The sequence below is a fragment of the Candidatus Mycobacterium wuenschmannii genome (assembly GCF_030252325.1).
GTDB classification, from domain to species: Bacteria; Actinomycetota; Actinomycetes; order Mycobacteriales; family Mycobacteriaceae; genus Mycobacterium; species Mycobacterium wuenschmannii.
This window is the reverse complement of record NZ_CP126981.1, coordinates 4,468,442-4,487,984: the sequence shown is the minus strand read 5'-3', so window position 1 is coordinate 4,487,984 and position 19,543 is coordinate 4,468,442. Positions and strand designations below refer to the sequence as shown.

The window sequence follows — 19,543 nt, the reverse complement described above, 5'->3', positions numbered from 1 at the left end:
CCCATCTTGGTCGCTGTGCCAGAGTCGGTGGCAACAGACACGCACGAGAGGCTTGGTAACGGTGTTCGAGCGGGCGCGTAACTGGGCCGTCGGCTCCGACCCCGGGCTACTCCGGCTGCGGATGGCGGCCCGGACGACCGGCGCGCTCGCGACGGCGCTGGTGGTCCTGTTCGGGTTGACGAAGGTCACCGGGCAGCCCATGACGGTCGCCCTGCTCGGCGCGCTGATCACGATGGTGTCGGCGCGCTCGGTCAATGAACCCGACCCGCATCGCCAACACGTCACGATGGCTTTGGTGCCGCTACCCGCCGCGGTATCCATCACCGCGGCCGCGCTGGTGACGCCGCATCCCGTGGTCGGCGACGTCCTGTTCGTCGTCGTAGTGTTCATCGCCGTCTATGTGCGACGGTTCGGCCCGCGCGGAACGACGCTGGGCATGGTCACGTTCATGGCGTACTTCTTCTCGCTGTACTTGCGGGCGCAGGTCTCTGAGTTGCCCTGGTTGATCGGCGCGACCGTCGTCGGCACGCTGTGCAGCTTCGTGTGGAGCAACTACCTGATGCCGGACAAGCCGGAAAGCGTTCTGCGCGAGAACATTCGGTCACTGCGGGCGCGGATGGCGATCGTCGTCGACCGGACCGCTGACCTGGTGCGCAACAGCCGAACCGACGAGCGTTCGCAGCGACGCCTCCGCATCCGGGTCGTCCGGCTCAACGAAACCGCGCTGACCGTGCAGGCCCAGATCGAGGAGCGGGTGAACCCCGGCGCGCTGTGGCCGGGCGTCAGCGGCGAGGACCTGGCGATGTGGCTGTTCAACGCGGAGCTCACCGTCGAGCGCCTCGCCACTGCGGGCGCGCGGGCCGCCGAAGCCGACATCGCGGCCAACACCCGCATCGAGCTGGCGAACACCGTGGCCATGCTGTCGCGCGCGATCCGTCTGCCGCAGAGCCATCGCCTGCCCGAGACCGCGGAGCGGGCCCAGCGGCTGCTCGGCGACAGCCCGGAAGAGCTCGCGGTGAGCCGCCTGGCCCTGGCCGTCGTCGACACGGCCAAGGCCACCGCCGAGGTTCGCAAGCGAATCGAGAGAGTCGAATCCGACCCGGCGCCCGCCGCCGAGCCGGACAAACCCGAAAAGCAGGCGCAGACCGGCATGCTGCCGTCGACCCGGCAGGCCGTTCAGGTGGCCGTCGCCGCCGCACTGGCGATCATCGTCGGCGAGATCGTGTCGCCGTCGCATTGGTATTGGGCGGCGATCGCCGCGTTCGTCATCTTCGCCGGCACCAACACCTGGGCCGAAACGCTCGACAAGGGTTGGCAGCGGCTGCTCGGCACCGTGCTCGGCGTCCCGAGCGGCGTGCTGGTCGCAACTCTGGTGTCCGGCAACAAGATCGCCTCGCTGGCGATGATCTTCGTCTGCCTGTTCTGCGCCTTCTATTTCATGAAGGTCACCTACAGCCTGATGACGTTCTGGATCAGCACCATGCTGGCGTTGATGTACGGCCTGCTCGGCGAATTCACGTTCGGCCTGCTGGTGCTGCGCATCGAGGAGACTGCGGTCGGGGCGGTCATCGGGATCGCCGCCGCGATGCTGGTGCTGCCGATCAACACCCGCACCCATATCCGCAACGACGCGCACGCCTTCTTCCTGACGCTCATCGACCTGATCGACGAGTCGGTCGGCAGCCTCCTAGGCAGCGCGCCGCCCACCCCACTCACCGAGACCGCCCGCCAACTCGGCCGCGACCTGCAGCAGTTCCGCACCACGGCCAAGCCGCTGAGCGCCGGGATCGCCGGCCTCGGCGGGCGTCGCACCATGCGGCACGGCCTGCGGATGCTCAACGCCTGCGACCGGTACGCGCGAATCCTGGCCCGCAGCAGCGCAACTCGCGTCGACACCTCGCCGGATCTTGCCGAGTCGATCAGGGAGACCGCGGCCCAGATCCGCCGCAACATCGACGTGCTGATCACGGCGCTGGAATTCAACCAGCCCGCGACGGTGTTTCCGTCCACCGATTACATCGACGCGGCCGAGTCGCTGGCCCGCCAGCACCGCGAGGAATCACTCGAGCGGCGGCGCCTGCTGTCCGCCCTGCATTCGCTGCGTCAAATCGACCGCGTGGTCATCAACTCCGCGATCGACCTCGGCGCCGACAACGGCGTGCTGCTGCCCCGCTAGCCTTGGCGGGCAAGGAAATTCAGCACCGCGTCGGCGAACAGGTCGTTGCGGTCGCCCGCGACCATGTGCCCCGCGCCCTGCACGTCGACGAACTCGACCTGCGGGAAGCGGGCCAAAAATTCGTCGGCGCGGTCCTGGCTGACCAGGTCGCTCACCTGCCCACGCACCAGCAGCATCGGCACCCCGCCGGCCAGGATGTTCTCGACCGCGGCGTTCATCCGGCCGACGTCGGTCAACTCGTGCGGCGGCAGAGAGGCGTTCTCGCTGATGAACTTTGGGTCCCAGTGCCAGTACCAGCGGTCGCCGCGACGGCGCAGGTTGGTGCGCAGGCCGTTGAGGTCCGACGGCCGCGGCCGGTGCGGGTTGTACTCGGCGATCATGTCCGCCACCTCGTCGAGCGACTCGAAACCCGACTGCATCCGGCCGGCCATGAACTCGTGAATCCGGTTCGCCCCGGACTGGTCCATGTTGGGCACGATGTCGACCAGCACGACGGCCCGCGCGATACCGGGTGAAATCTCGCCCGCCAGAAGCATTGTCGTGAAACCGCCGAGCGATGCGCCCACCAACACGGGCTGCGGTGGCAGCCGGCGCAGCACCTCCTGCACGTCGCCGGCGAAGCTGGCCAGCCGGTAGTCACCCTCCTCGGACCAGTCCGACTCGCCGTGGCCACGAAAGTCGACGGTGACCGCCTGCCAACCGCGTTCGGCCACGGCGGCGGCAGCCTTGCCCCACGACCGCCGGGTCTGCCCGCCGCCGTGCAGGAACACGACGGCGGGCGTGGCGGGGTCTCCGAGCCGGTCGGCGACAATCCGGGTTCCGCCAACGCCGTTCGTGGTGAACGGTTCAGGAGTGATGGTCACTGCCGGCCTTTCCCTGTAGCTGCTCGCCCAGCGCGCGGATTTCGGCGCGCAACTCTTCGATGTGCGCGACGGTGGCGGCGGCATTCAGCGCGTCCTCTTCGGCGACGCGCTCGATGATCCACGACGCCAGCGAAGCGGTCACGACACCGACCAGACCGATGCCGCCGAGCATCAGGAGCACGGCGATCACCCGGCCGGTATTGGTCACCGGATAGACGTCGCCGTAGCCGACGGTGGTCGCGGTGGTGATCGACCACCACAGCGCCTTGCCGAACGAGTTGATCGTCGCCCCCGGCAGGCCGCGCTCCTTGTCATAGACCGCGAGCGACGCCGAATAGATCAGCAGCACGACGCCCGATGTGGTGTAGACGAGCAGCCGGCCCCGGAAAGCGTCCCCGACCGCCTTCTGCAGCAGTTCGATCAGAACGATCAAGCGCAGCAACCGAAGTGGCCGGATCAACGGCAGTGTCACGATCGCGAAGTCGATGAGATGCCGCCAGAACCAGTGCCACCGCCGCGGCGCGAGGTACAGCCGCACAACGTAATCCAGCATGAACATGCCCCAGATGGACCAGTCGATCAGCCACAGGATGTGCGCCTCGCGCGGCGGCCGCGGAGCCAGTACCTGCACGGAGAACACGACCAGGAAGACCAGGGCCCCCACGGCGAGCGGCCATTCGGCGTACCGCTCGAAACGCTGCAGGTTAGCTTCGCTACGCATCCCGCCAGTCTCGCCGCTGCACCGGACCCGTGTCGGGCGAACTACAAAATCAGCTTGTCCAGCGGATTTGAGCGCTCCAGCATGCCGAACGCCTCCTCGCCGTCCCACCGGTAGCGCACCCCGGCCTGCTGCAGCGCCGGGAAGCTCGGCATCTCCTGCTTGAGCGCCTCGCTCGAATACATCTTGTCGTCGTGATGGACGTCGTGGGTGGACAGGATTGTCTCGCCCTCGATATGCACTGTCCCGCTTGGGGTTTCCAGCGTCAGCGCTGCGTCCTCGCCGCAAGGCTTCAGTGCTGTGAGCCACGGTGCCTCGACAACCCGGGCGGGAGTCATACCGCCGTCGCCGTCGAAGATGTAGCCCTCGTTGAACGTCGGCTCGCCGTCGAGCCGCGGCGGGTAGGCGATGTAGCCGAACGCCCGTCCGCTGGGAAACAGCGCCGACTGCCAACAGTGCCCCCAGAACCCGGCCAGCCTGCGCACTCCCTGCCGTCGAATCCGCAGGCCGGTGCCGGAGAAGTCGTGTTGCTCGATGCCGGTGGTCAGCGCCCCGGTCGCGCGAAAGAGTTGCTCGTAGCGAGCCCCGCCCATCAGGGCGCCCTCGATCGACGTCTTCAGCCGTTCTCCCGACTCCGCCGAGAGGGTCCCCTGCACCCACGGCGGCACCGCCATTGTCGCCTCGACGTGGAAGCTGACGTCGACGAGCGGCCCGTCCTTGTTGCCGTCGATCAGATCCTGCGACGACAACTGCACGGCTTGGCCCTCGAAGCTCATCGTCCACGTGTGAAACGGCTCCAGGCACCGGAACCCGAGACCGCCCGCGCCGAGCACGGAGGGCCGGCCGTCGGGACCGCGCACCGGCCAGCTGGATCCGTTGGCGCGCAACCGGAATACCCGCCCGTCCGGAAACGCGACGTTGACTTGAATGTCGTGCGCGTCCCAGTTCGCGGCGACGGCCTCAATCCCGATGCGCGGCAGGCCGACTGCGCCACGGTCGTCGACCACCCAGAAGCTCACCGAGTCGCGCATCTCCGGGTCGTCGGGCTTCTCGGCGAACACCAACTCGCGCGACGGGTCGATGCCGCCGGTCAGGTCAATGGGCATGCAGGCTCCTGGCGACATAGTCGGCGAACAAGGGCCGGACCGTGTCGAGGTCGATGCCGAACGCCACCGGATCGGCGTGACTGCTCGGCTCGCGCTCCAAGGCGGCCTCGGCCCACCACGTCCGCATCCGGTCCTCGAATTCCGCGCCGACCGGTTCACCGAGCCACGCATACAACCCGCAGACCTGGCCGACCGGATCGGCCTGCATGGCCCGAAAGTCGATGTCGTAGAACCTCTTCCCGGCCGCATTGTCGCGGAACTTCATGGCCCGCTGCATGCCGAGCGACCAGTGCTCGACGTTGAGCTGCCCCAGATACTTTCGGTCCAGATGATCGGTGAACCCGCCGACGATGTCGGCGTAGAGATCGGCCACCGAGAGGATCACGTCGGTGGGGTCGCGGTGCGTCATCACGAACCGCGCATCGGGGAAGGCGGCGTTGAGCGCGTCGAGCCACAACACGTGCGACGGCGACTTGAGCCGCCACGGCCGCGCCGGCTCACCCCAACTCAGCAGCTTCATCACCCGGCGCTGGTACGCATACGTCGAGGTGAGGTCGGCCTCGTCGACCAGCCACGCCGAGTAGGACGGGATCTGCGCAAAGGCTTGGAAGATATGGGATTTGAAGTCGAGCGTCATTAACTCGAGGCATTCCATCGGCGCGTGCGTGCCAGTCGGCACGTGGGCTCGTGTGCCGACCCGGTTGTGCTCGTCGGCCGGTATCCGTGGATCGGGACCTCTGACGGTCGACGGCGGCGGGCACGGCTGTGACGATTCCCAGCGCCGCAGGTAGCGGATCGCCGGGTCCTGCGCGAGCAACACCGACAACGCCGTCGACCCGGTGCGCGGCAGGCCGAGACCGATCAGCGGGGCCTGCAGTTCCACCTCGTCGATCTCCGGGTGACGGCGATACCAGTCCTCGACCTGTAGTCGCTGCGACAGCGCGGTGACGATGCGGGCGCGGAGGTAGGCCTCGCCGCGGGCGTTGAGGCGGGCTTCGTCGCGCAGCGACGTCAGTAACACTTCGAGGCCCGCACGGAAGGAGTCGTCGCCGAAGTCGTCCAGGCCGGTCTGCGCGACGGCCGCGGCGACGACATCGTCGACATCGCCCATCGTTAACCCTTTCCGGAGAATCTGTGTCAGTATACTGACGCGATTATGAGCGAGTTGTCAACGCCTCGGCGCAGCTACCACAGCCCAGCCCGCCAGAAGGCCGCCGCCGCCACCCGCGACCGCATCGTCGACGCGGGCGGTCGCCTGGTCCGCGGATTCACCACGTGGGACTGGGACGAGCTGACGTTCCGGGCCGTCGCCGAGCGCGCCGGGGTCAGCGAGCGCACGGTTTACCGGCACTTCCCCACCGAGCGGCACCTGCACGACGCGATCATGGCCCGACTGGAGGACGAGGCCGGCATCGCCTACGAGGACGTCGAATTGGACACCCTCGGCGACGTGACGGCACGAGTCTTCGCCTCGCTGAAGCGATTTGCCGTCAGGGATGCGACACCGCAGGGGTCCGCGTTTGTCGGCGCCGACGTCCGGCGGCACGACGCTCTCGACCGCGCGGTGGCCGCACGCGCACCGGAGCTGTCCGACGCCCAGCGCCGGGCATTCGCGGGACTGCTCGACGTGTTGTGGAGCCCGACGACCTACGAGCGGCTGGTCGGGGCGTGGAATCTCGAGAAGGCCGAGGCGGTCGACGCGGTGCAGTGGCTGATCGCGAAAGTCGTTGGCGCGATTGATGCCAACGAGGTGCTATAAGAACGAATTCTCCGCGGTCAGCCCGCGCTCGGGGAAGGCGCCCATCGCGAACGTCTCGGCGTCGCCCAGCCCGGTGCCGCCACCGACCGGGTCCTCGACACGCACCAGCAGGTCGCGAAGCTGATGCAGTTCGCGCGCCTTCGCCGGGTGGTCGCAGTCGGTGACGTGGTTGCCCTCGACCCTGAGGTCGCCGACCCACTGGCCGTACACCCAGTCGTTCCACCCGTAGTAACCGGCGGTGCCGAGGTGGAAGCCGCCCGGCCCGGCGGCGGTGATCGTCAGCGGACGCCTGGACCCGTCGGTGTCGATCAGCGTGATCGTCCCGTGGGTGAATCGCCGGTTGGCGTCCTCGAAATGCATGTCCTGCTCGACAGACGGGAATCGGTGCGACGTGCCGTCGGCGTTCTGTTGTTCTGCCTGGCAACGAATTTCGGTGAACCCGTCGCCGCGCTCCTCCTGGTACATCACGAACAGCGAGTACGCCGACCCGTCCGGGCGGGTCATTGTCATCGGCAACCAGGTCATGAACATCTGCTTGATCTTGCGACTGCCCCGCGGCAGGCCGGGGATCGGCTTGCCCACCCCGGGCCGGAGCCCCCACGAGTGGTCGCGAATCGAAATCCACTCGTCGGCCGCGATCTCGGTGCGCTCACCCTCGACCTCGACCCAACCGGAGGCCACCCCGATCTGGTGATAGCGCAGGATGTTGTGCGTCACGCGATACCCGTCGGGGCTGCGATCCGGCCACGGATCCTCGAGCGCCGCATCGAAACTCCCGCGCAGCTCGACGTCGAAGGCGATCGGTTGCTCGTCGTTGTGGTCGAGGCTGATCCGGATGGCCCGCAGCGGTTCGACGACCTGATAGCGGATCGGGCCGACATCCGTGCTCGCCGGAGCCGACGACAGTCGACGGCCGGCCCGCACGGTCCACTGCTCGGTGCCGCGACATACTCCGGCGGCGCCGTCGAAAACTCCACGGTTGGTGTACTTTCCGATGCCCAACACGACCTGCAGCGAGTTGTCGCGGGCGTGCGCCATCGTCCAGATCTTCTCAGTCCAGGACGGGTCCGACTGACTGACCGTGGCGAACGTGTCGACGATCTGATGGGTGAGCAGCTCATCCTCGGGCACCAGAGCGCCGTAGTTCGTTGTCAGCAAATCGATTTACCTTTCCGAGGCGGGAAAAAACCGGGTCATGTCGACCCCGTGGTCGTATTCGCGCATCCAGGTGTCCGCCCAGTCGGGCAGCGGCTGGTCGGCCGGATTGTGGTGCGGCGCCTGCGACAACAGCAGCCGCCATGCCATCGCGAGCAATTGCCGGGTCGGCACGTCGCGGAACAGCGTCGGCGGGCCACCGCGGCGCGCCCGCCGGCGTTTGCCGCCGGGTCCGCGAAACATGAACTCTCCGTAAAGCAAAGAGATCGACAGCAGCTCCTGGGTGGAGGCGCCGCGGTCCTCGAACGGCACCACCTCGTCGAAAACCTTGGCGATCGCCTCGGACACCGCGCCGACGTGGCTGAAGGTGTCGCGGATGTGCTTGGTCCGGTACCACGGGTCGGGACAGATGTGTTGGTAGAGGATCAGCCCGGAACTGCGGTGCTCGATCTCCTCGACGAAGTGCCACATCATCAGCGAGGCGACTCGCTGATCGCCCGCGCCGAACAGCGAATCACGGTTGTCGAGAATCACTTTGAACAACGGGGTGAACGTCGCCTCCAGGTTCGCGATGTAGGCGGCGTGAAATTCGATCGGTTGTTCCTCGAGCAGTTCGTCGTAGGCGCGGCAGGCGTCCTCGTAGCACCGCTCGAGTTCAGGGTAGCGCTCCACCAGTGCGAGCATGTGCTTGCGGTGCGCGGACGCGTGCTGGGCCTCCTGCCGCAGAAACGCCTCGGCCTCGGCCGCGACGTCCGGGTCCTGTTGCAGGGTGTCGTGTGCCTTGCGGACGACGCTGACGATGTAGCGCTCGAACGGGACGGCGATGAACGTGAAGGCGTTGCAGAACAACCCGAAATTCGGATTCTCGGGCTGCCACATGAACGGCACGCTCGCGTCGAACTCCCACGGGATCTTGCGGACCACGAGGTTGTTCACCGTCGCTACCTTCCAATCGACCAGGGTCAGCGGTAGGGTCAGTGTGACATTTGACCCCCTAGATGTAAAGGACGCGATGGCGGCCTCCCCACACGCTGCCGACGGCGAACACTCGACACGTCGACGCATACTCGCCGCCACCTTCGTCGTACTCGCGCGCGATGGTCGCCGGCGGTTGCAGCTGTCCGACGTGGCCGCGCAGGCCCAGGTGTCGCGCCCCACGCTGTATCGCTACTTCGGGTCGAAGGAGGGCCTGCTCGAGGCGTTCGGGCTGTACGAGCAGGACAATTTCGACGCCGGTATCGCAACGGCGATCGCGGGACTGAGCGGAGCCGAAAGACTCGACGCCGCACTGCGATTCATCGTCGACTTCCAGCGCAGTTATTCGCTCGGCTCGCTGGCCGAGATCGAGCCCGAGCATGTGCTGCAGCAGATGAGACGCGTGCTGCCGATCATGCGCGACCGCATCGCGCGGATCATCGGCGGCGACCAGGCCCACATTGCCGCGTCAGCGGTGGTGCGGATTGCCGTATGCCACTACGTGATCAGCGACGACACACCGGATGGCTTCCTCGCCGAGCTGCGGCACGCCGCCGGGTTGACCCGCGCGGGCCTACCCGCCTAGCCAGTCACCGATTTTCGCCGCGACCAGTTCCGGCTTCTCCAGGTGCAGGAAATGCCCGACCCCGTGGATGATCTCGGCTTTCGACCCCGCGGCCGGGAAGTGCTGGCCGAGGTCGCCGAGGAGGTCGGCGCCGATCGCCCCGTCGTCGGAGCCGTGTAGATACAGCGTCGGCACCGGCGGAAGCTGCATGGTGGCCAGCGTCTCGGCCTCGGCGTTCGGGTCGACGAACTGCGGGTTGAACGAGGCCCGGTACGGCCCAACGACATTCGCGATGTTGTCCGCGGTCACGTGGCGGCGTAGTTCTGCGATGTCGTCGGTCGCGTCGTAGCCGGGCGACCAGTCGCCCCACAGCGACTCCCAGAACCCCGGCATCACCAGCGCGATCTCGGCCATGCCGACCTGCTGGATGAAGTAGATGTAGAACGACCGCTTGAGCTGGGCGTGGGTGAACAAGCCCGCGGCCAGGGCGGCAACCGGTGGAACCGCAAGCGCCACAAAACGACTGAATGCCTGTGGCTCGCTCGCGACAACGCCGTATCCGGCCTGCGCGCCCCAGTCGTGACCGATCAGCACCGCGCGCTCGTCGCCGTCGTAGCGCAGGCGGGTGTCGAGCAAACGGCGGACGTAGGTGCCGACGCTGATCGGCTGATCGGTCGGCGCGTCGTAGCCGGGCAGCCACGGCGCGACCACCCGGTATCCGCGCGCGGCCAGATCGGGTCCGAGGTGCCGCCAGGTGAACGGCGTATCGGGGAAACCGTGGGCCAACACCGCCAGCGGCAACGACGTGTCCTCGATCGCTCCGAAGGTCAGGGGCTGCGCCGAATTCATGTCGCCAATATTTACATCTGGCCGGTGATATGTAAATCTGTCTGGCATGGCGGGAATCGCGCTCGTGCAACGCGACCTAGCGGACACCAGGTCCCGGCTCGAGGCGTGGTTCAGCCACCGGTTCGACGCCGAGGCCACGCTCTCCGAACTCACCGCGGCGAACCGGGCGGCGGGCTGGTCGAGCGAGAGCCTGGTGTTCACCGCCGACATCAACGGGCAGGCCAGCGAGTACGTGCTGCGCATCCCGCCGGCCGGTGGCGGCATCTACCCCGAATACGACCTCGAGGCGCAGACGCGCACCCAGGACTTCCTGCACGAGCACGGCATCGCGACGCCGTCACCCATCCTCTATGAGGCCGACGAGTCGTGGATCGACTCCCGGTTCCTGGTGATGCCGCGAATCGTCGGGCACACCCCGTCGGACACCACGTATGCGACGCGCGGCTGGCTGCACGACGCGGGAGCACAGGTGCAGCGTCGGGCGCACGACTCGTTCGTCGAGACGCTCGCGGCATTGCAGCGAGTGCCGGTCGGAGACGCTTCGTGGCTTCACCGGCCCACGGGCACAGGCGTTTCTGCCGAGCTCACCTGGTGGCAGGAGTATGCCGCGTGGGGCACCGACAACCAGATTCCCGACGTGATGACCGAGGCGTTCGACTGGCTGCACCGCCACCGGCCCGACGACACCGACGACCTGGCGGTGTGCTGGAACGACGCCCGGCTGTCCAACGCGATCTTCGGCGACGACGGCGCAATCGTCGGCGTGCTGGACTGGGAGCAGGCCTGCCTGTGCCCGGCCGAGACCGACTTCGCGTGGTGGCTGGCTACCCGTCGACAGATGTTGGAAGTGAACGGGATTGACGCCGATCCGGAGCTGCCCGGCTTCGACAGCCGCGAGCAGGTGATCCGCCGCTTCGAGGAGCTGATCGGCCGCGAACTGGTCGCGCTGGACTGGTATGAGATCTTCGCGATGGCGCGGATGGGCTGTTGCATCATGCGCACCCAGGCGCTGCTGCGCAGCATCGGCCAGGGCGACCACTTCCTCACCCGGGCACCAATCCTGCCGGCGTGGACCATCTCGGCGGTGCGCGGCTAGCCTGGTTTCACACGGGCCACATGCGCAACTGGTCTAGGGGCACAACCTCTTTCGGAATCGTGACCATATGCGATATCACTTCGGCGGGCGGTATCGCATATGGTCACGAAACGGAAAGTAACTGCATACCTCCTCGCGGGTGCTCCTGAGTCTGATGTGACTCACGGTCTACAGGCAGGGCACCATGGGGTGGTGGACCTCTACGACGTGATGCGGACGACGTTCGCCGCCCGCGAGTACACCGACGACCCGCTGCCCGACGACGTGCTGGAGCGGATCCTCGACAACGCGCGTTTTGCGCCCAGCGGCGGCAATCGGCAGGGCGCGCATGTCGTTGTGATCCGCGACCGCGCAACCCGCGAAGCGCTCGTCGAGCTGTCGCTGACGGGTGCCCGACGGTATGCGGCCCAGATGGCGAACGGCGAAAGCCCCTGGAACCCGCTGCACGAGCCGGGGCCGACACCGGAGCAGATCGCGGCCACCGATGTGCCCGCGCAGTTCACCTCGCCGTTCGTCAATGCCGCTGTGGTGCTTGCGGTCTGCGTGAACCTGGAGGTCGTTGCGGCGATGGATCAATACCTGGACCGAATCGGCGTGATCAGCGGCGGGTCGGTCTATCCCTTGGTGTGGAACATCCTGTTGGCCGCCCGCAACGAGGGCTTCGGCGGAACCATCTCGACGATGGCGGTCGCCGAGGAACCGAAGGTGCGCGAATTGCTCGGTATGCCGGAGACGTATGCGTTGGCCGCATTCCTCCCGCTCGGCAAGCCGGTCAAGCAGCTGACCAAGCTGCGACGCGCGAGCGTCGCCGAGTTGGCCAGCCGCGAGCGGTTCGACGGCGAACCCTTCTAGTCTGCGACGGCCAGTTCGTCGGCCTGCTTCACCGGCTTCTTCTTGGCCGGCTTTGCCGCCGGGGCACTGGGCTGATGCCCGTTGGCCGGTAAACCCGCTGCGGCGGCGACCATTTCGATCGCCTTCTCGGTGTAGACCCGATAACCGAAGTTCGGCTCGTAGCCGTGGATCTCCTTGGTGTCGAGGTCGCGCATGAATTGCAGGATCTCGCGGCTGAACACCTGACCGGGCACCAGCACGGGAAACCCGGGCGGATACGGCGTCACGTAGGTCGCCGATACGACATCGCTTCCGGCATCCAGCTTTTCGTCGATCGCGTCGCCCATCAGGTATTCGCAGTTGGCGTCGTCGTAGGACAGGTAGAACGCGCTGCGCACGTCGCCCTCGGGCGTCGGCTCCGAACCGGTATGGTCGCGGAACGCCGGGTGGAATCCGCTGAAGTTGCACAGCGGCACCGGACGCTCGGTCAACCCCCACACCGCCTTCTCGAAGTGCTCCCGCTCGCCCAGGCTCATCTCGGAGATGCCCTGGTCCAATTCGGCGGCGATGCTGACCAACACCTCGACCAGGAACGCAACCGAACTGCGGGTGGTACCGATGTTGGTCATGAACAGCACGCTGTTGCGCGAGGTCTTGTTGATCTGGATGCCGTAGCGGTCCATCAGCTGCTCGCGCTTGAAGGTGTCGCCGTCGTAGCCGGTTCGCCCGATGGACAACGTGATTCGCGACGGGTCGAGCACGAACTCGTCGTCGTGCCAGGCCGCCATCATGTTGCGCAGCCCGGATCGCAGCGGCTGGTCGATGGCCGTCGGGCGGTACTCGGTCGGGATGAGATGCGACGTGCCAAGGCAATTCATGTACTTGCTCAGCAACGGATGATTGTCGATCGCGTCGCGCAGTTGCATGGCGTTCTCGATCTGCCGTTGTACCAACTCCGCGCCCTCCAGCGCCACCTGACGGCGGCCCAGGTCGAGCGACGCCAGGATCTGGTAGTTCGGCGACGTCGAGGTGTGCGCCATGTAGGCCTCGTGGAACGACACCGAGACCTTCTGGTCGAAATCCTGGTCGTAGACGTGGATCATCGAGCCCTGCCGCAGCGAGGTCAGCGTCTTGTGTGTCGACTGCGAGGCGTAGACCCGTACGCGGGCCCGCGCCGGGTCAGGTAGCAGGCGCCGCTCCAAAAGATCGTTGTCGCTCGGCTTTTCGGCGGTCTGCGCGGCCAGGTACTTCTCGTACTCGGCCTTGTACTCCGGGCTCTGCAGCCGCTCACGCACCGCCGCCGCGGACGCCATCGCGGTGCGGGTGCGGTAGACCGGGTGGAACCGGGCGAAGGCGAACCAGGCCTCGTCCCACAGGAACACCAGGTCGGGCTTGATCGCGAGGCACTCCTCCATCACCCGCTCGACGTCGTAGACGATCCCGTCGAAGGTGCAGTTGGTCAGCGACATCATCTTGACGCGGTCCAGCTTGCCGGAGCGCTTGAGCGCCAACAACTTTGACTTGATCTCGCGCAGGGGTACCGCGCCGTACATGGAGTAGTCGTTGAGCGGATAGGCCTCGAGGTACACGACATTCGCGCCGGCCATCATCATCCCGTAGTGATGGGACTGGTGGCAGTTGCGGTCCAACAGCACGATGTCGCCGGGCGCGACGACCGCCTGGGTGATGATCTTGTTGGCGGTCGAGGTTCCGTTGGTGACGAAGTAGGTGTGCCGGGATCCGTAGGCCTTCGCGGCGAGTTGCTGCGACTCGCGCAGCGGCCCGGTCGGTTCCAGCAGCGAGTCGAGACCGCCACAGGTGGCCGATGTTTCGGCCATGAAGACTTCCAGGCCGTAGAAGCCGACCATGTCCTTGATCCAGTGCGAGTTGACGATCGACTTGCCCTGCGAGATCGGCAGCGCGTGGAAGACGCCGGTCGGCCGGTGGCTGTACTGCTTGAGCGCGCTGAAGAACGGGGTGCGGTAGCGGGCGGCGACGCCGTGCAGGATCGACAGGTGCAGTTCCAGCATGCCCTCACGGGCGTGGAACACCCGGCGGAAATACTGGCCGAGCCGCCCGGCGATGTCCTCGACCTCGATCTCGGTCATCAGGTAGAGGTCGAGTTCGGGCCGCAGCTTGTGCAGCGACGTCGCCAGGATCTGCGCGCGTTCCTCGGGCGAGTAGTGGTCGACCAGATCGTGCAGCACGTCGGTGTCGACGAACTCCGACAGCGACGACAGGTCGCGCGTCGACTTCGCCGAGAACCGCCGCCGGATCACCACCGCCTGCAGGTTGACGTTGAGCCGCGCCGCGATCAGCGCCTCGTCGCCGCTGGCCACCACCACCAGCTCGTAGACGAATTCGTCGTCGGGACGGCGCCACTTGCGAACCTCGTTGCGCAGCGCGCGTTCCTGCGCCTCGGTCATCTTCTCGACGACGAGCACCTCGAAGTAGGGCCGGTCGCGCTCGACCTCGGCCTGCCCCTCGAGCTGGCGCGGGTCGGACGGGAACATGTCGAGTTCGTCGGCGCCGGCGTTCTCGACGTCGCCGGAGCGGTAGGACTCCTGGGTCAGCGCCCGGTTGATCCGCGCGACCGCCTGGGAGAACTTGTCGTAGCTACCACCGGCGAAAAGCCTTTGCACACGCGCGAATTGCGGCGAGCCCGGATACGCCCAGTACGGCTCCAGCGAGCTGAGCCGATTCAGCAATTCCTGGCAGGCGGCGACGCACTTCTCCTTGAGCGCACCGCCGGTATCCGGGCGGGTCAGCCGGTCGGCGGCCTCTTCCAGTCGGCACCAGGAGTCGCTGCGGACCTGCCACAGGCTGTTGTATGCGCGCAGATGTTCTGTCATGGCGGTCCTCTCAAAGGAAACTCACGTCAAGGTTCGCAGAAACGGCCTGCTCTCCGGTGGCCGGCAAACAAACACTCGGCGTCCGTCCTGTGCCGATCGCGCCGACCCGCGATCGGGCTAGGGTTCTGGCGTGAGTTACCCGCAACCAGCGCAGCGTCCGCTTCCGCCCGTCCACCACGTGTGGGTCGCGAGCCCCGGCGACGGCCGACGGCTGTATCGCACCACGGTGATCCAAACCAGCGGCATGCGCCGCCTGGCTGTCCTCTGGGCGCTGTGCCTGGCACTCGTGGTGGTCTCGGTAGTGCTCGATCCGGCGCACAACGTCACTTGGCTGGCGGTCGCCGCCCTATTCCCCGCCTTGTTCGTCTTCCTGTTGTGGCAGCGCAGCAAGGCCCAGGAGGCGATCATGGCGCCGGGATCGGTGTGGGCGAGCGGATTCGGCGCCAACGAACTGCTGATCGTCACGCCGATCAGCACGCTCGTCATCGACTACGCGGCCCTCAAGCCGCCGCAGGTGACCGGCCCGTCGATCCTGATCCGGACCAAGTACGGACCGAGCACGACGGCCCTTCCGCTGGAACTCTTCCCGCCCGAGGCGGTGGCGTTCCTCAACCAGCGAGCCGCGCACAACGGCTGACTGACAACAGGATTCGATGCTCATGGAGATCTGGGAACTGACGGCCCGCGAACACATTCGAGACACCCTCGCGCGGTACAACTGGTCCGGTGACTCCGGCCGGTTCGAGAGCCTCGCCGAGACCTTTTGTGCCGATGGCGTTTTGGAGATCCGCGGCTTCGACCCGCTGCACGGTCGATCCGAGATCGTGGCGTTTCTCGGCGGCGTCACCGGTAACGTCGCGCTCAGCGCCGACGTCAAGCCGATCGTCCGGCACAACGTCGCGAACGTTCTTTTCGACGACGTGACTCGCGAGCAAGCCCGGGTGTCGAGCTACTTCACGGTCGTGACCCATATCGGGCTCGACCACGTCGGCCGCTACCGCGACACCCTGGTGCCCGACGGTGACACCTGGCGCATCGCGCACCGAAAGGTGTCCACTGATTGGGCGGCGCCGAATTCCGTGATGGCGAAACGAAGCGAGGTACAGCTATGACGATCGCCCTACCCGAACACTGGGAACGCACGACGGGATCCGGTCTGGCCGACATCTACAAGGACCTGCACGCCAATCCCGAGCTGTCGTTCGCCGAGCATCGGACCGCGCAGAAGGTGCGCGACGCCGTCGCCCCGCTCGGTCTCGAGGTGACCGGCGGTGTCGGCGGCACCGGGGTGGTGGCGGTGCTGCGCAACGGCGCGGGGCCAACCGTGTTGCTGCGCGCGGACTTCGACGCCCTGCCGGTCGCCGAGAAGACCGGGCTGCCATATGCGAGCACCGCGCGCGGAGTCGACGGCAGCGGGGCCGACGTGCCGGTGATGCACGCGTGTGGACACGACATGCACACGACGGCGTTGATCGGCGCGCTGCGGTTGCTGCACCGACTCAGGGACTCGTGGTCGGGCACGATCGTCGCCGTCTTCCAGCCGGCCGAAGAGATCGGCGGCGGCGCCCAGGCGATGATCGCCGACGGGTTGTTCGATCGCTTCCCGAAACCGGAGGTCGTGCTCGGCCAGCATGTGGGCCCGTTGCCCGCCGGGCTGATCGCCTACAAGACCGGAACGGCAATGGCCGCAGCGGATTCGCTGAAGGTGCAGTTGTTCGGCCGCGGTGGCCACGGCTCACAACCCTCGGCCACGATCGACCCGGTGGTGATGGCGTCGAACGTCGTCCAGCGCCTGCAAACCATTGTGGCGCGCGAGGTTTCACCGTTCGACCCCGCCGTGGTGACGGTCGGCTACGTGCACGCGGGGTCGAAGGACAACATCATTCCCGACGACGCCGAACTCGGCGTCAACGTCCGGACGTTCCGCGACGACATCCGCGAGTCCGTCCTGGCGTCGATCGCGCGGATCGTCAAGGCCGAATCGCAGGCGTCGGGGGCCGAGCGGGACCCGAAAATCGACACCATTTACAGCTTTCCGGCCACCACCGTCGACGAGACGGTCATGCAGGAGATCGCGGTCGACTTCCGCGATCACTTCGGCGAGCACCGGGTGTTCGAGTCCGATCAGCCCGTCTCGGCCAGCGAGGACGTCGGCTTCTACGGCAGCGAACTCGGCGTGCCGACCGCATTCTGGTTCTGGGGCGGATTCGACGAGCAAAGCATCGCCCAGGCCGCCGAGCAGGGAAAGGCGTTGCCCACCAACCACTCTCCGGAGTTCGCGCCGGTGATCGAGCCGACCCTGACGACCGGGGTCGAGGCACTGACCGTCGCGGCCTTGTCGCGCCTGCGTCAGACGTCGTGAATGCCGATCAGGCCGTCCCCGCTAGATATCAACGGTAATCGGGGCCGCGATTTTCGATAGCGAAGTCAAGCTTGCGGATGAACTCTCGGCATGTCCGAGCAGCGTCGAAAAGAACTTGATCGCTCAGAACGATGCGACCGTTCACTAACGTAATGCCACAAGATCGCAACTTGTCCACAGTGCCTTGGCGGTTGCGGAGCTGGCGGCGGGTCAGCGCGCCAAGGCCGTGCGCGACAGCATTTCGCGCCTCCGCAAGCTTTCCGACAGACGTCCAATCCGCATTACTCAGCGTCACGCCCAACAGTTCTTTGTAAGCCTTTTTCTGTTCGTCCCAGGTATTAGTTGCACTGACAGCTGTGCGTTCCCATATCTCGTTAATCGCTTTGTGACTCGATCGATCCACAATTCTTTGGAGCTCTTCAAGCAAACGCTCGCCCGAAAATGACTCTGCGATGGAAAGCAGGCGAACGAGGGTAGCTTGGCACTGAATCTGCTCTCTATCCTCTAGTGGGCCCGATAGACGCCGCTGTCGCGAGTAGGTCCCTAGGCTGACGACAGTCGCGCGATGCGCCGCGATGGTGCGAAACAGCAAGCCAGATGCTTCATCAGCGCGCCAGGTGCCCTCAGACATCAGTGCGATGCAACCTGGAGCAAGATGCGATCAAGCTCATGATCAGCCGATTCGTTCGCCCGTTTTGAGTCGAGCTGATAAAGCCCAAGCAGCGCCAATTGACGCCACTCCGGCGCGATTCGATCCACCGCCGCCGCAAGTAGATCAGGTTCGCCGTACTGCAGTCGCCCCAGCGTTGCTGCCGCGGTCGCCGCCAAGCCATCCGGCCCATCAGCAACGCACTGTTGAAGCCAATCCAGATGTGTTCGTGTCCCGGGCGTTCTGGTACGGCGCACCGAGCCGATCGCGAACGCAATCCAAATTTCTTGCCAGACGTTCGTCAAGTCTTCTGAGAGCACAGCGTCGATAGCATCTCTCACTTCCGCACGGGCTGATGGTCCGTGGGAGCAGAAGTTGATTAAGTACGACGCGATTTGCGGCGCCAAACCTGCTTCATAACGAAAAAGCGCTGACAGCACCTCGAGAGGCCCGGAATCCTGAACCTGACCGAGGACTGGAAGGGCGCGGCTGATTAACGATTGCGTGATGGTAGCTTCGAGACTCGACTGAACTTCTTCAGACTCCTCCTCCAAAGTCCACATTCGCCAGGCCTTTTGAGCAGCCGCCGAGATTTGATCGATATCGTCATCCGCGGTAGCCGTCGCAGTCGAAGGGCCCTCTATGAGCTCGTCATCGTCGATGGCACCTCCAATCGGTGCAACGCCGAGACTCATCGGCGCGACCGTTGCGTCGCCGGCGATCGCCTCTTCGTCTTCGTAGTCATCTTCCAGCAAGCCCGCCTCAGCGGCGGTTAGGCTCCCCTCAGAAAAAAGGTTCTGTTCGGCGCGCTCGTAAGCGCTTAACGAATCCTCGTAATTATCCCGGGCGTATGTGTACGTTTTTCGTTCGTTCAGCACTAATCCACGAACCCTCAACTCGGCTTCACACGCAGTCAAGGCGGATCGAGCACGGCCCAGCGATGGCGAGGCGAACCGAAAGTCGTCCGAGTAAGTGAAAGCTGCAATTCCGTTACGGCGCAACGTCCGGCGAACAGGGTCGACGTACGAGTCGCCCAAAACCCTGCTTGCCTGATGTATCTGAGGTAAGCCCACCCTGCGGCCCATGATTAGAGCGAGCAACTCCCGCAAGGCATCGACTGCGAGCTCATCACCGGTTTGTGAGATCAGTTCATCCGCCAGGACATCGTGGTCAATGTAGACGTAGCAGGACGCGACGTCTGTCTTGCTGATGTAAGCCGCACCGTCCACCATCAACGGAGCTCGTTGAAAGGCTTCGTAGTCTGTACGCCTCGTCAAGTGCGCCGGTAGTACCGCCGCGAGTTCTTTAACAAGTGCCTGATAAAGAACCCGATGTTCGAGACTCATCACGTTCAACGGGCGCGTTCCACGCCAACCCTTGTCCGCAAAGACAACATCAGCGGCTTGCGCGATCACACCTTTTCGTATCCGCGGCCGCAACCATCGCTCGACCCGCGTCGCGTCTGTTGCCAGAAGCAGATGATCGGGCCGCTTCGGAAGCAGTCGATTAGATGCAAGTAACTCATCTTTGACTGCACCGAGAAGGTCGAGTCGACCAAGCAGATCGGAGGTAAGCACGGCCAATAGT

Annotated in this window: 18 protein-coding genes; 8 read left to right on the top strand and 10 right to left on the bottom strand. The window is 65.7% G+C overall.

Annotation, left to right across the window (positions count from 1 at the left end):
- Positions 1-121: 121 nt before the first annotated feature.
- Positions 122-2,176: an FUSC family protein gene (locus PT015_RS21680; protein WP_285191230.1), complete on the top strand. Its 2,055-nt coding sequence runs from the start codon at positions 122-124 to the stop codon at positions 2,174-2,176.
- Here PT015_RS21680 and PT015_RS21675 read toward each other — a convergent pair.
- Genes PT015_RS21675 through PT015_RS21660 form a run of 4 tightly spaced genes read right to left on the bottom strand, consistent with a single transcriptional unit; the run spans position 2,173 to position 5,974 of the window.
- A complete protein-coding gene (locus PT015_RS21675) occupies positions 2,173-3,033 on the bottom strand; it encodes an alpha/beta fold hydrolase (protein ID WP_285191229.1) in 861 nt (286 codons plus the stop codon). The two genes, PT015_RS21680 and PT015_RS21675, sit on opposite strands and share 4 nt — an antisense overlap.
- Positions 3,023-3,760, bottom strand: coding sequence for a potassium channel family protein (locus PT015_RS21670; protein WP_285187135.1), 738 nt, complete (start codon positions 3,758-3,760; stop codon positions 3,023-3,025). The genes PT015_RS21675 and PT015_RS21670 overlap by 11 nt, the downstream gene beginning before the upstream one ends.
- Before the next feature lie 41 nt (positions 3,761-3,801).
- Positions 3,802-4,863, bottom strand: a complete 1,062-nt coding sequence (locus PT015_RS21665; RefSeq protein ID WP_285187134.1) for a hypothetical protein — start codon at positions 4,861-4,863, stop codon at positions 3,802-3,804.
- Positions 4,853-5,974, bottom strand: a complete 1,122-nt coding sequence (locus PT015_RS21660; protein WP_285187133.1) for a sulfotransferase family protein — start codon at positions 5,972-5,974, stop codon at positions 4,853-4,855. The genes PT015_RS21665 and PT015_RS21660 overlap by 11 nt, the downstream gene beginning before the upstream one ends.
- 45 nt (positions 5,975-6,019) lie before the next feature.
- Here PT015_RS21660 and PT015_RS21655 point away from each other — a divergent pair, with 45 nt between their 5' ends.
- Positions 6,020-6,622 (top strand): TetR/AcrR family transcriptional regulator, encoded by a 603-nt coding sequence (locus PT015_RS21655; RefSeq protein ID WP_285187132.1) that lies wholly within the window; start codon positions 6,020-6,022, stop codon positions 6,620-6,622.
- Here the strand turns inward: PT015_RS21655 and PT015_RS21650 are convergent.
- Together PT015_RS21650 and PT015_RS21645 are read right to left on the bottom strand one after the other, a co-directional pair.
- Entirely contained in the window at positions 6,617-7,780 is a 1,164-nt protein-coding gene (locus tag PT015_RS21650; protein ID WP_285187131.1) for a hypothetical protein, read from the bottom strand. The genes PT015_RS21655 and PT015_RS21650 overlap by 6 nt on opposite strands.
- 6 nt (positions 7,781-7,786) lie before the next feature.
- Positions 7,787-8,713: a metal-dependent hydrolase gene (locus PT015_RS21645; RefSeq protein ID WP_285187130.1), complete on the bottom strand. Its 927-nt coding sequence runs from the start codon at positions 8,711-8,713 to the stop codon at positions 7,787-7,789.
- 76 nt (positions 8,714-8,789) lie between these two features.
- Here PT015_RS21645 and PT015_RS21640 point away from each other — a divergent pair, with 76 nt between their 5' ends.
- On the top strand, positions 8,790-9,338 hold the full coding sequence (locus PT015_RS21640) for a TetR/AcrR family transcriptional regulator (protein WP_285187129.1): 549 nt from the start codon (positions 8,790-8,792) through the stop codon (positions 9,336-9,338).
- Here PT015_RS21640 and PT015_RS21635 read toward each other — a convergent pair.
- Positions 9,327-10,166 (bottom strand): alpha/beta fold hydrolase, encoded by an 840-nt coding sequence (locus tag PT015_RS21635; protein ID WP_285187128.1) that lies wholly within the window; start codon positions 10,164-10,166, stop codon positions 9,327-9,329. The two genes, PT015_RS21640 and PT015_RS21635, sit on opposite strands and share 12 nt — an antisense overlap.
- Before the next feature lie 46 nt (positions 10,167-10,212).
- Here PT015_RS21635 and PT015_RS21630 point away from each other — a divergent pair, with 46 nt between their 5' ends.
- Both PT015_RS21630 and PT015_RS21625 read left to right on the top strand, forming a co-directional pair.
- Positions 10,213-11,262, top strand: coding sequence for a phosphotransferase family protein (locus PT015_RS21630; protein WP_285187127.1), 1,050 nt, complete (start codon positions 10,213-10,215; stop codon positions 11,260-11,262).
- Between the two features lie 192 nt (positions 11,263-11,454).
- Positions 11,455-12,114, top strand: coding sequence for a nitroreductase family protein (locus PT015_RS21625; protein WP_285187126.1), 660 nt, complete (start codon positions 11,455-11,457; stop codon positions 12,112-12,114).
- On the opposite strand, the gene PT015_RS21620 is transcribed toward PT015_RS21625, so the two are convergent.
- Positions 12,111-14,945, bottom strand: a complete 2,835-nt coding sequence (locus PT015_RS21620) for an aminotransferase class I/II-fold pyridoxal phosphate-dependent enzyme (RefSeq protein ID WP_285187125.1) — start codon at positions 14,943-14,945, stop codon at positions 12,111-12,113. The two genes, PT015_RS21625 and PT015_RS21620, sit on opposite strands and share 4 nt — an antisense overlap.
- A 130-nt stretch (positions 14,946-15,075) precedes the next feature.
- On the opposite strand from PT015_RS21620, the gene PT015_RS21615 reads away from it, so the two are divergent.
- The 3 genes from PT015_RS21615 to PT015_RS21605 are packed head-to-tail and all read left to right on the top strand — an operon-like array spanning position 15,076 to position 17,307.
- Entirely contained in the window at positions 15,076-15,582 is a 507-nt protein-coding gene (locus tag PT015_RS21615) for a hypothetical protein (RefSeq protein WP_285187124.1), read from the top strand.
- A gap of 22 nt (positions 15,583-15,604) precedes the next feature.
- Positions 15,605-16,057, top strand: coding sequence for a nuclear transport factor 2 family protein (locus PT015_RS21610; protein ID WP_285187123.1), 453 nt, complete (start codon positions 15,605-15,607; stop codon positions 16,055-16,057).
- The gene (locus tag PT015_RS21605; protein ID WP_285187122.1) at positions 16,054-17,307 is read left to right on the top strand and encodes an amidohydrolase; all 1,254 of its coding nucleotides are present in this window, start codon (positions 16,054-16,056) and stop codon (positions 17,305-17,307) included. The genes PT015_RS21610 and PT015_RS21605 overlap by 4 nt, the downstream gene beginning before the upstream one ends.
- 28 nt (positions 17,308-17,335) lie before the next feature.
- Here PT015_RS21605 and PT015_RS21600 read toward each other — a convergent pair whose 3' ends face one another.
- Positions 17,336-17,938 carry a hypothetical protein gene (locus tag PT015_RS21600; protein ID WP_285187121.1) on the bottom strand — a complete coding sequence of 201 codons (603 nt, stop codon included), beginning with the start codon at positions 17,936-17,938 and terminating at the stop codon, positions 17,336-17,338.
- Positions 17,938-19,533 (bottom strand): RNA-directed DNA polymerase, encoded by a 1,596-nt coding sequence (locus PT015_RS21595; protein ID WP_285187119.1) that lies wholly within the window; start codon positions 19,531-19,533, stop codon positions 17,938-17,940. Before PT015_RS21595 ends, PT015_RS21600 begins: the two co-directional genes overlap by 1 nt.
- Positions 19,534-19,543: the final 10 nt, after the last annotated feature.

Bases quoted from the DNA above. Each gene is read 5' to 3' on its own strand.
- PT015_RS21680 (WP_285191230.1), top strand. From the start codon at position 122: ATGGCGGCCCGGACGACCGGCGCGCTCGCGACGGCGCTGGTGGTCCTG.
- PT015_RS21670 (WP_285187135.1), bottom strand. From the start codon at position 3,760: ATGCGTAGCGAAGCTAACCTGCAGCGTTTCGAGCGGTACGCCGAATGG.
- PT015_RS21665 (WP_285187134.1), bottom strand. From the start codon at position 4,863: ATGCCCATTGACCTGACCGGCGGCATCGACCCGTCGCGCGAGTTGGTG.
- PT015_RS21660 (WP_285187133.1), bottom strand. From the start codon at position 5,974: ATGGGCGATGTCGACGATGTCGTCGCCGCGGCCGTCGCGCAGACCGGC.
- PT015_RS21655 (WP_285187132.1), top strand. From the start codon at position 6,020: ATGAGCGAGTTGTCAACGCCTCGGCGCAGCTACCACAGCCCAGCCCGC.
- PT015_RS21640 (WP_285187129.1), top strand. From the start codon at position 8,790: ATGGCGGCCTCCCCACACGCTGCCGACGGCGAACACTCGACACGTCGA.
- PT015_RS21635 (WP_285187128.1), bottom strand. From the start codon at position 10,166: ATGAATTCGGCGCAGCCCCTGACCTTCGGAGCGATCGAGGACACGTCG.
- PT015_RS21630 (WP_285187127.1), top strand. From the start codon at position 10,213: ATGGCGGGAATCGCGCTCGTGCAACGCGACCTAGCGGACACCAGGTCC.
- PT015_RS21620 (WP_285187125.1), bottom strand. From the start codon at position 14,945: ATGACAGAACATCTGCGCGCATACAACAGCCTGTGGCAGGTCCGCAGC.
- PT015_RS21610 (WP_285187123.1), top strand. From the start codon at position 15,605: ATGGAGATCTGGGAACTGACGGCCCGCGAACACATTCGAGACACCCTC.
- PT015_RS21605 (WP_285187122.1), top strand. From the start codon at position 16,054: ATGACGATCGCCCTACCCGAACACTGGGAACGCACGACGGGATCCGGT.
- PT015_RS21600 (WP_285187121.1), bottom strand. From the start codon at position 17,938: ATGTCTGAGGGCACCTGGCGCGCTGATGAAGCATCTGGCTTGCTGTTT.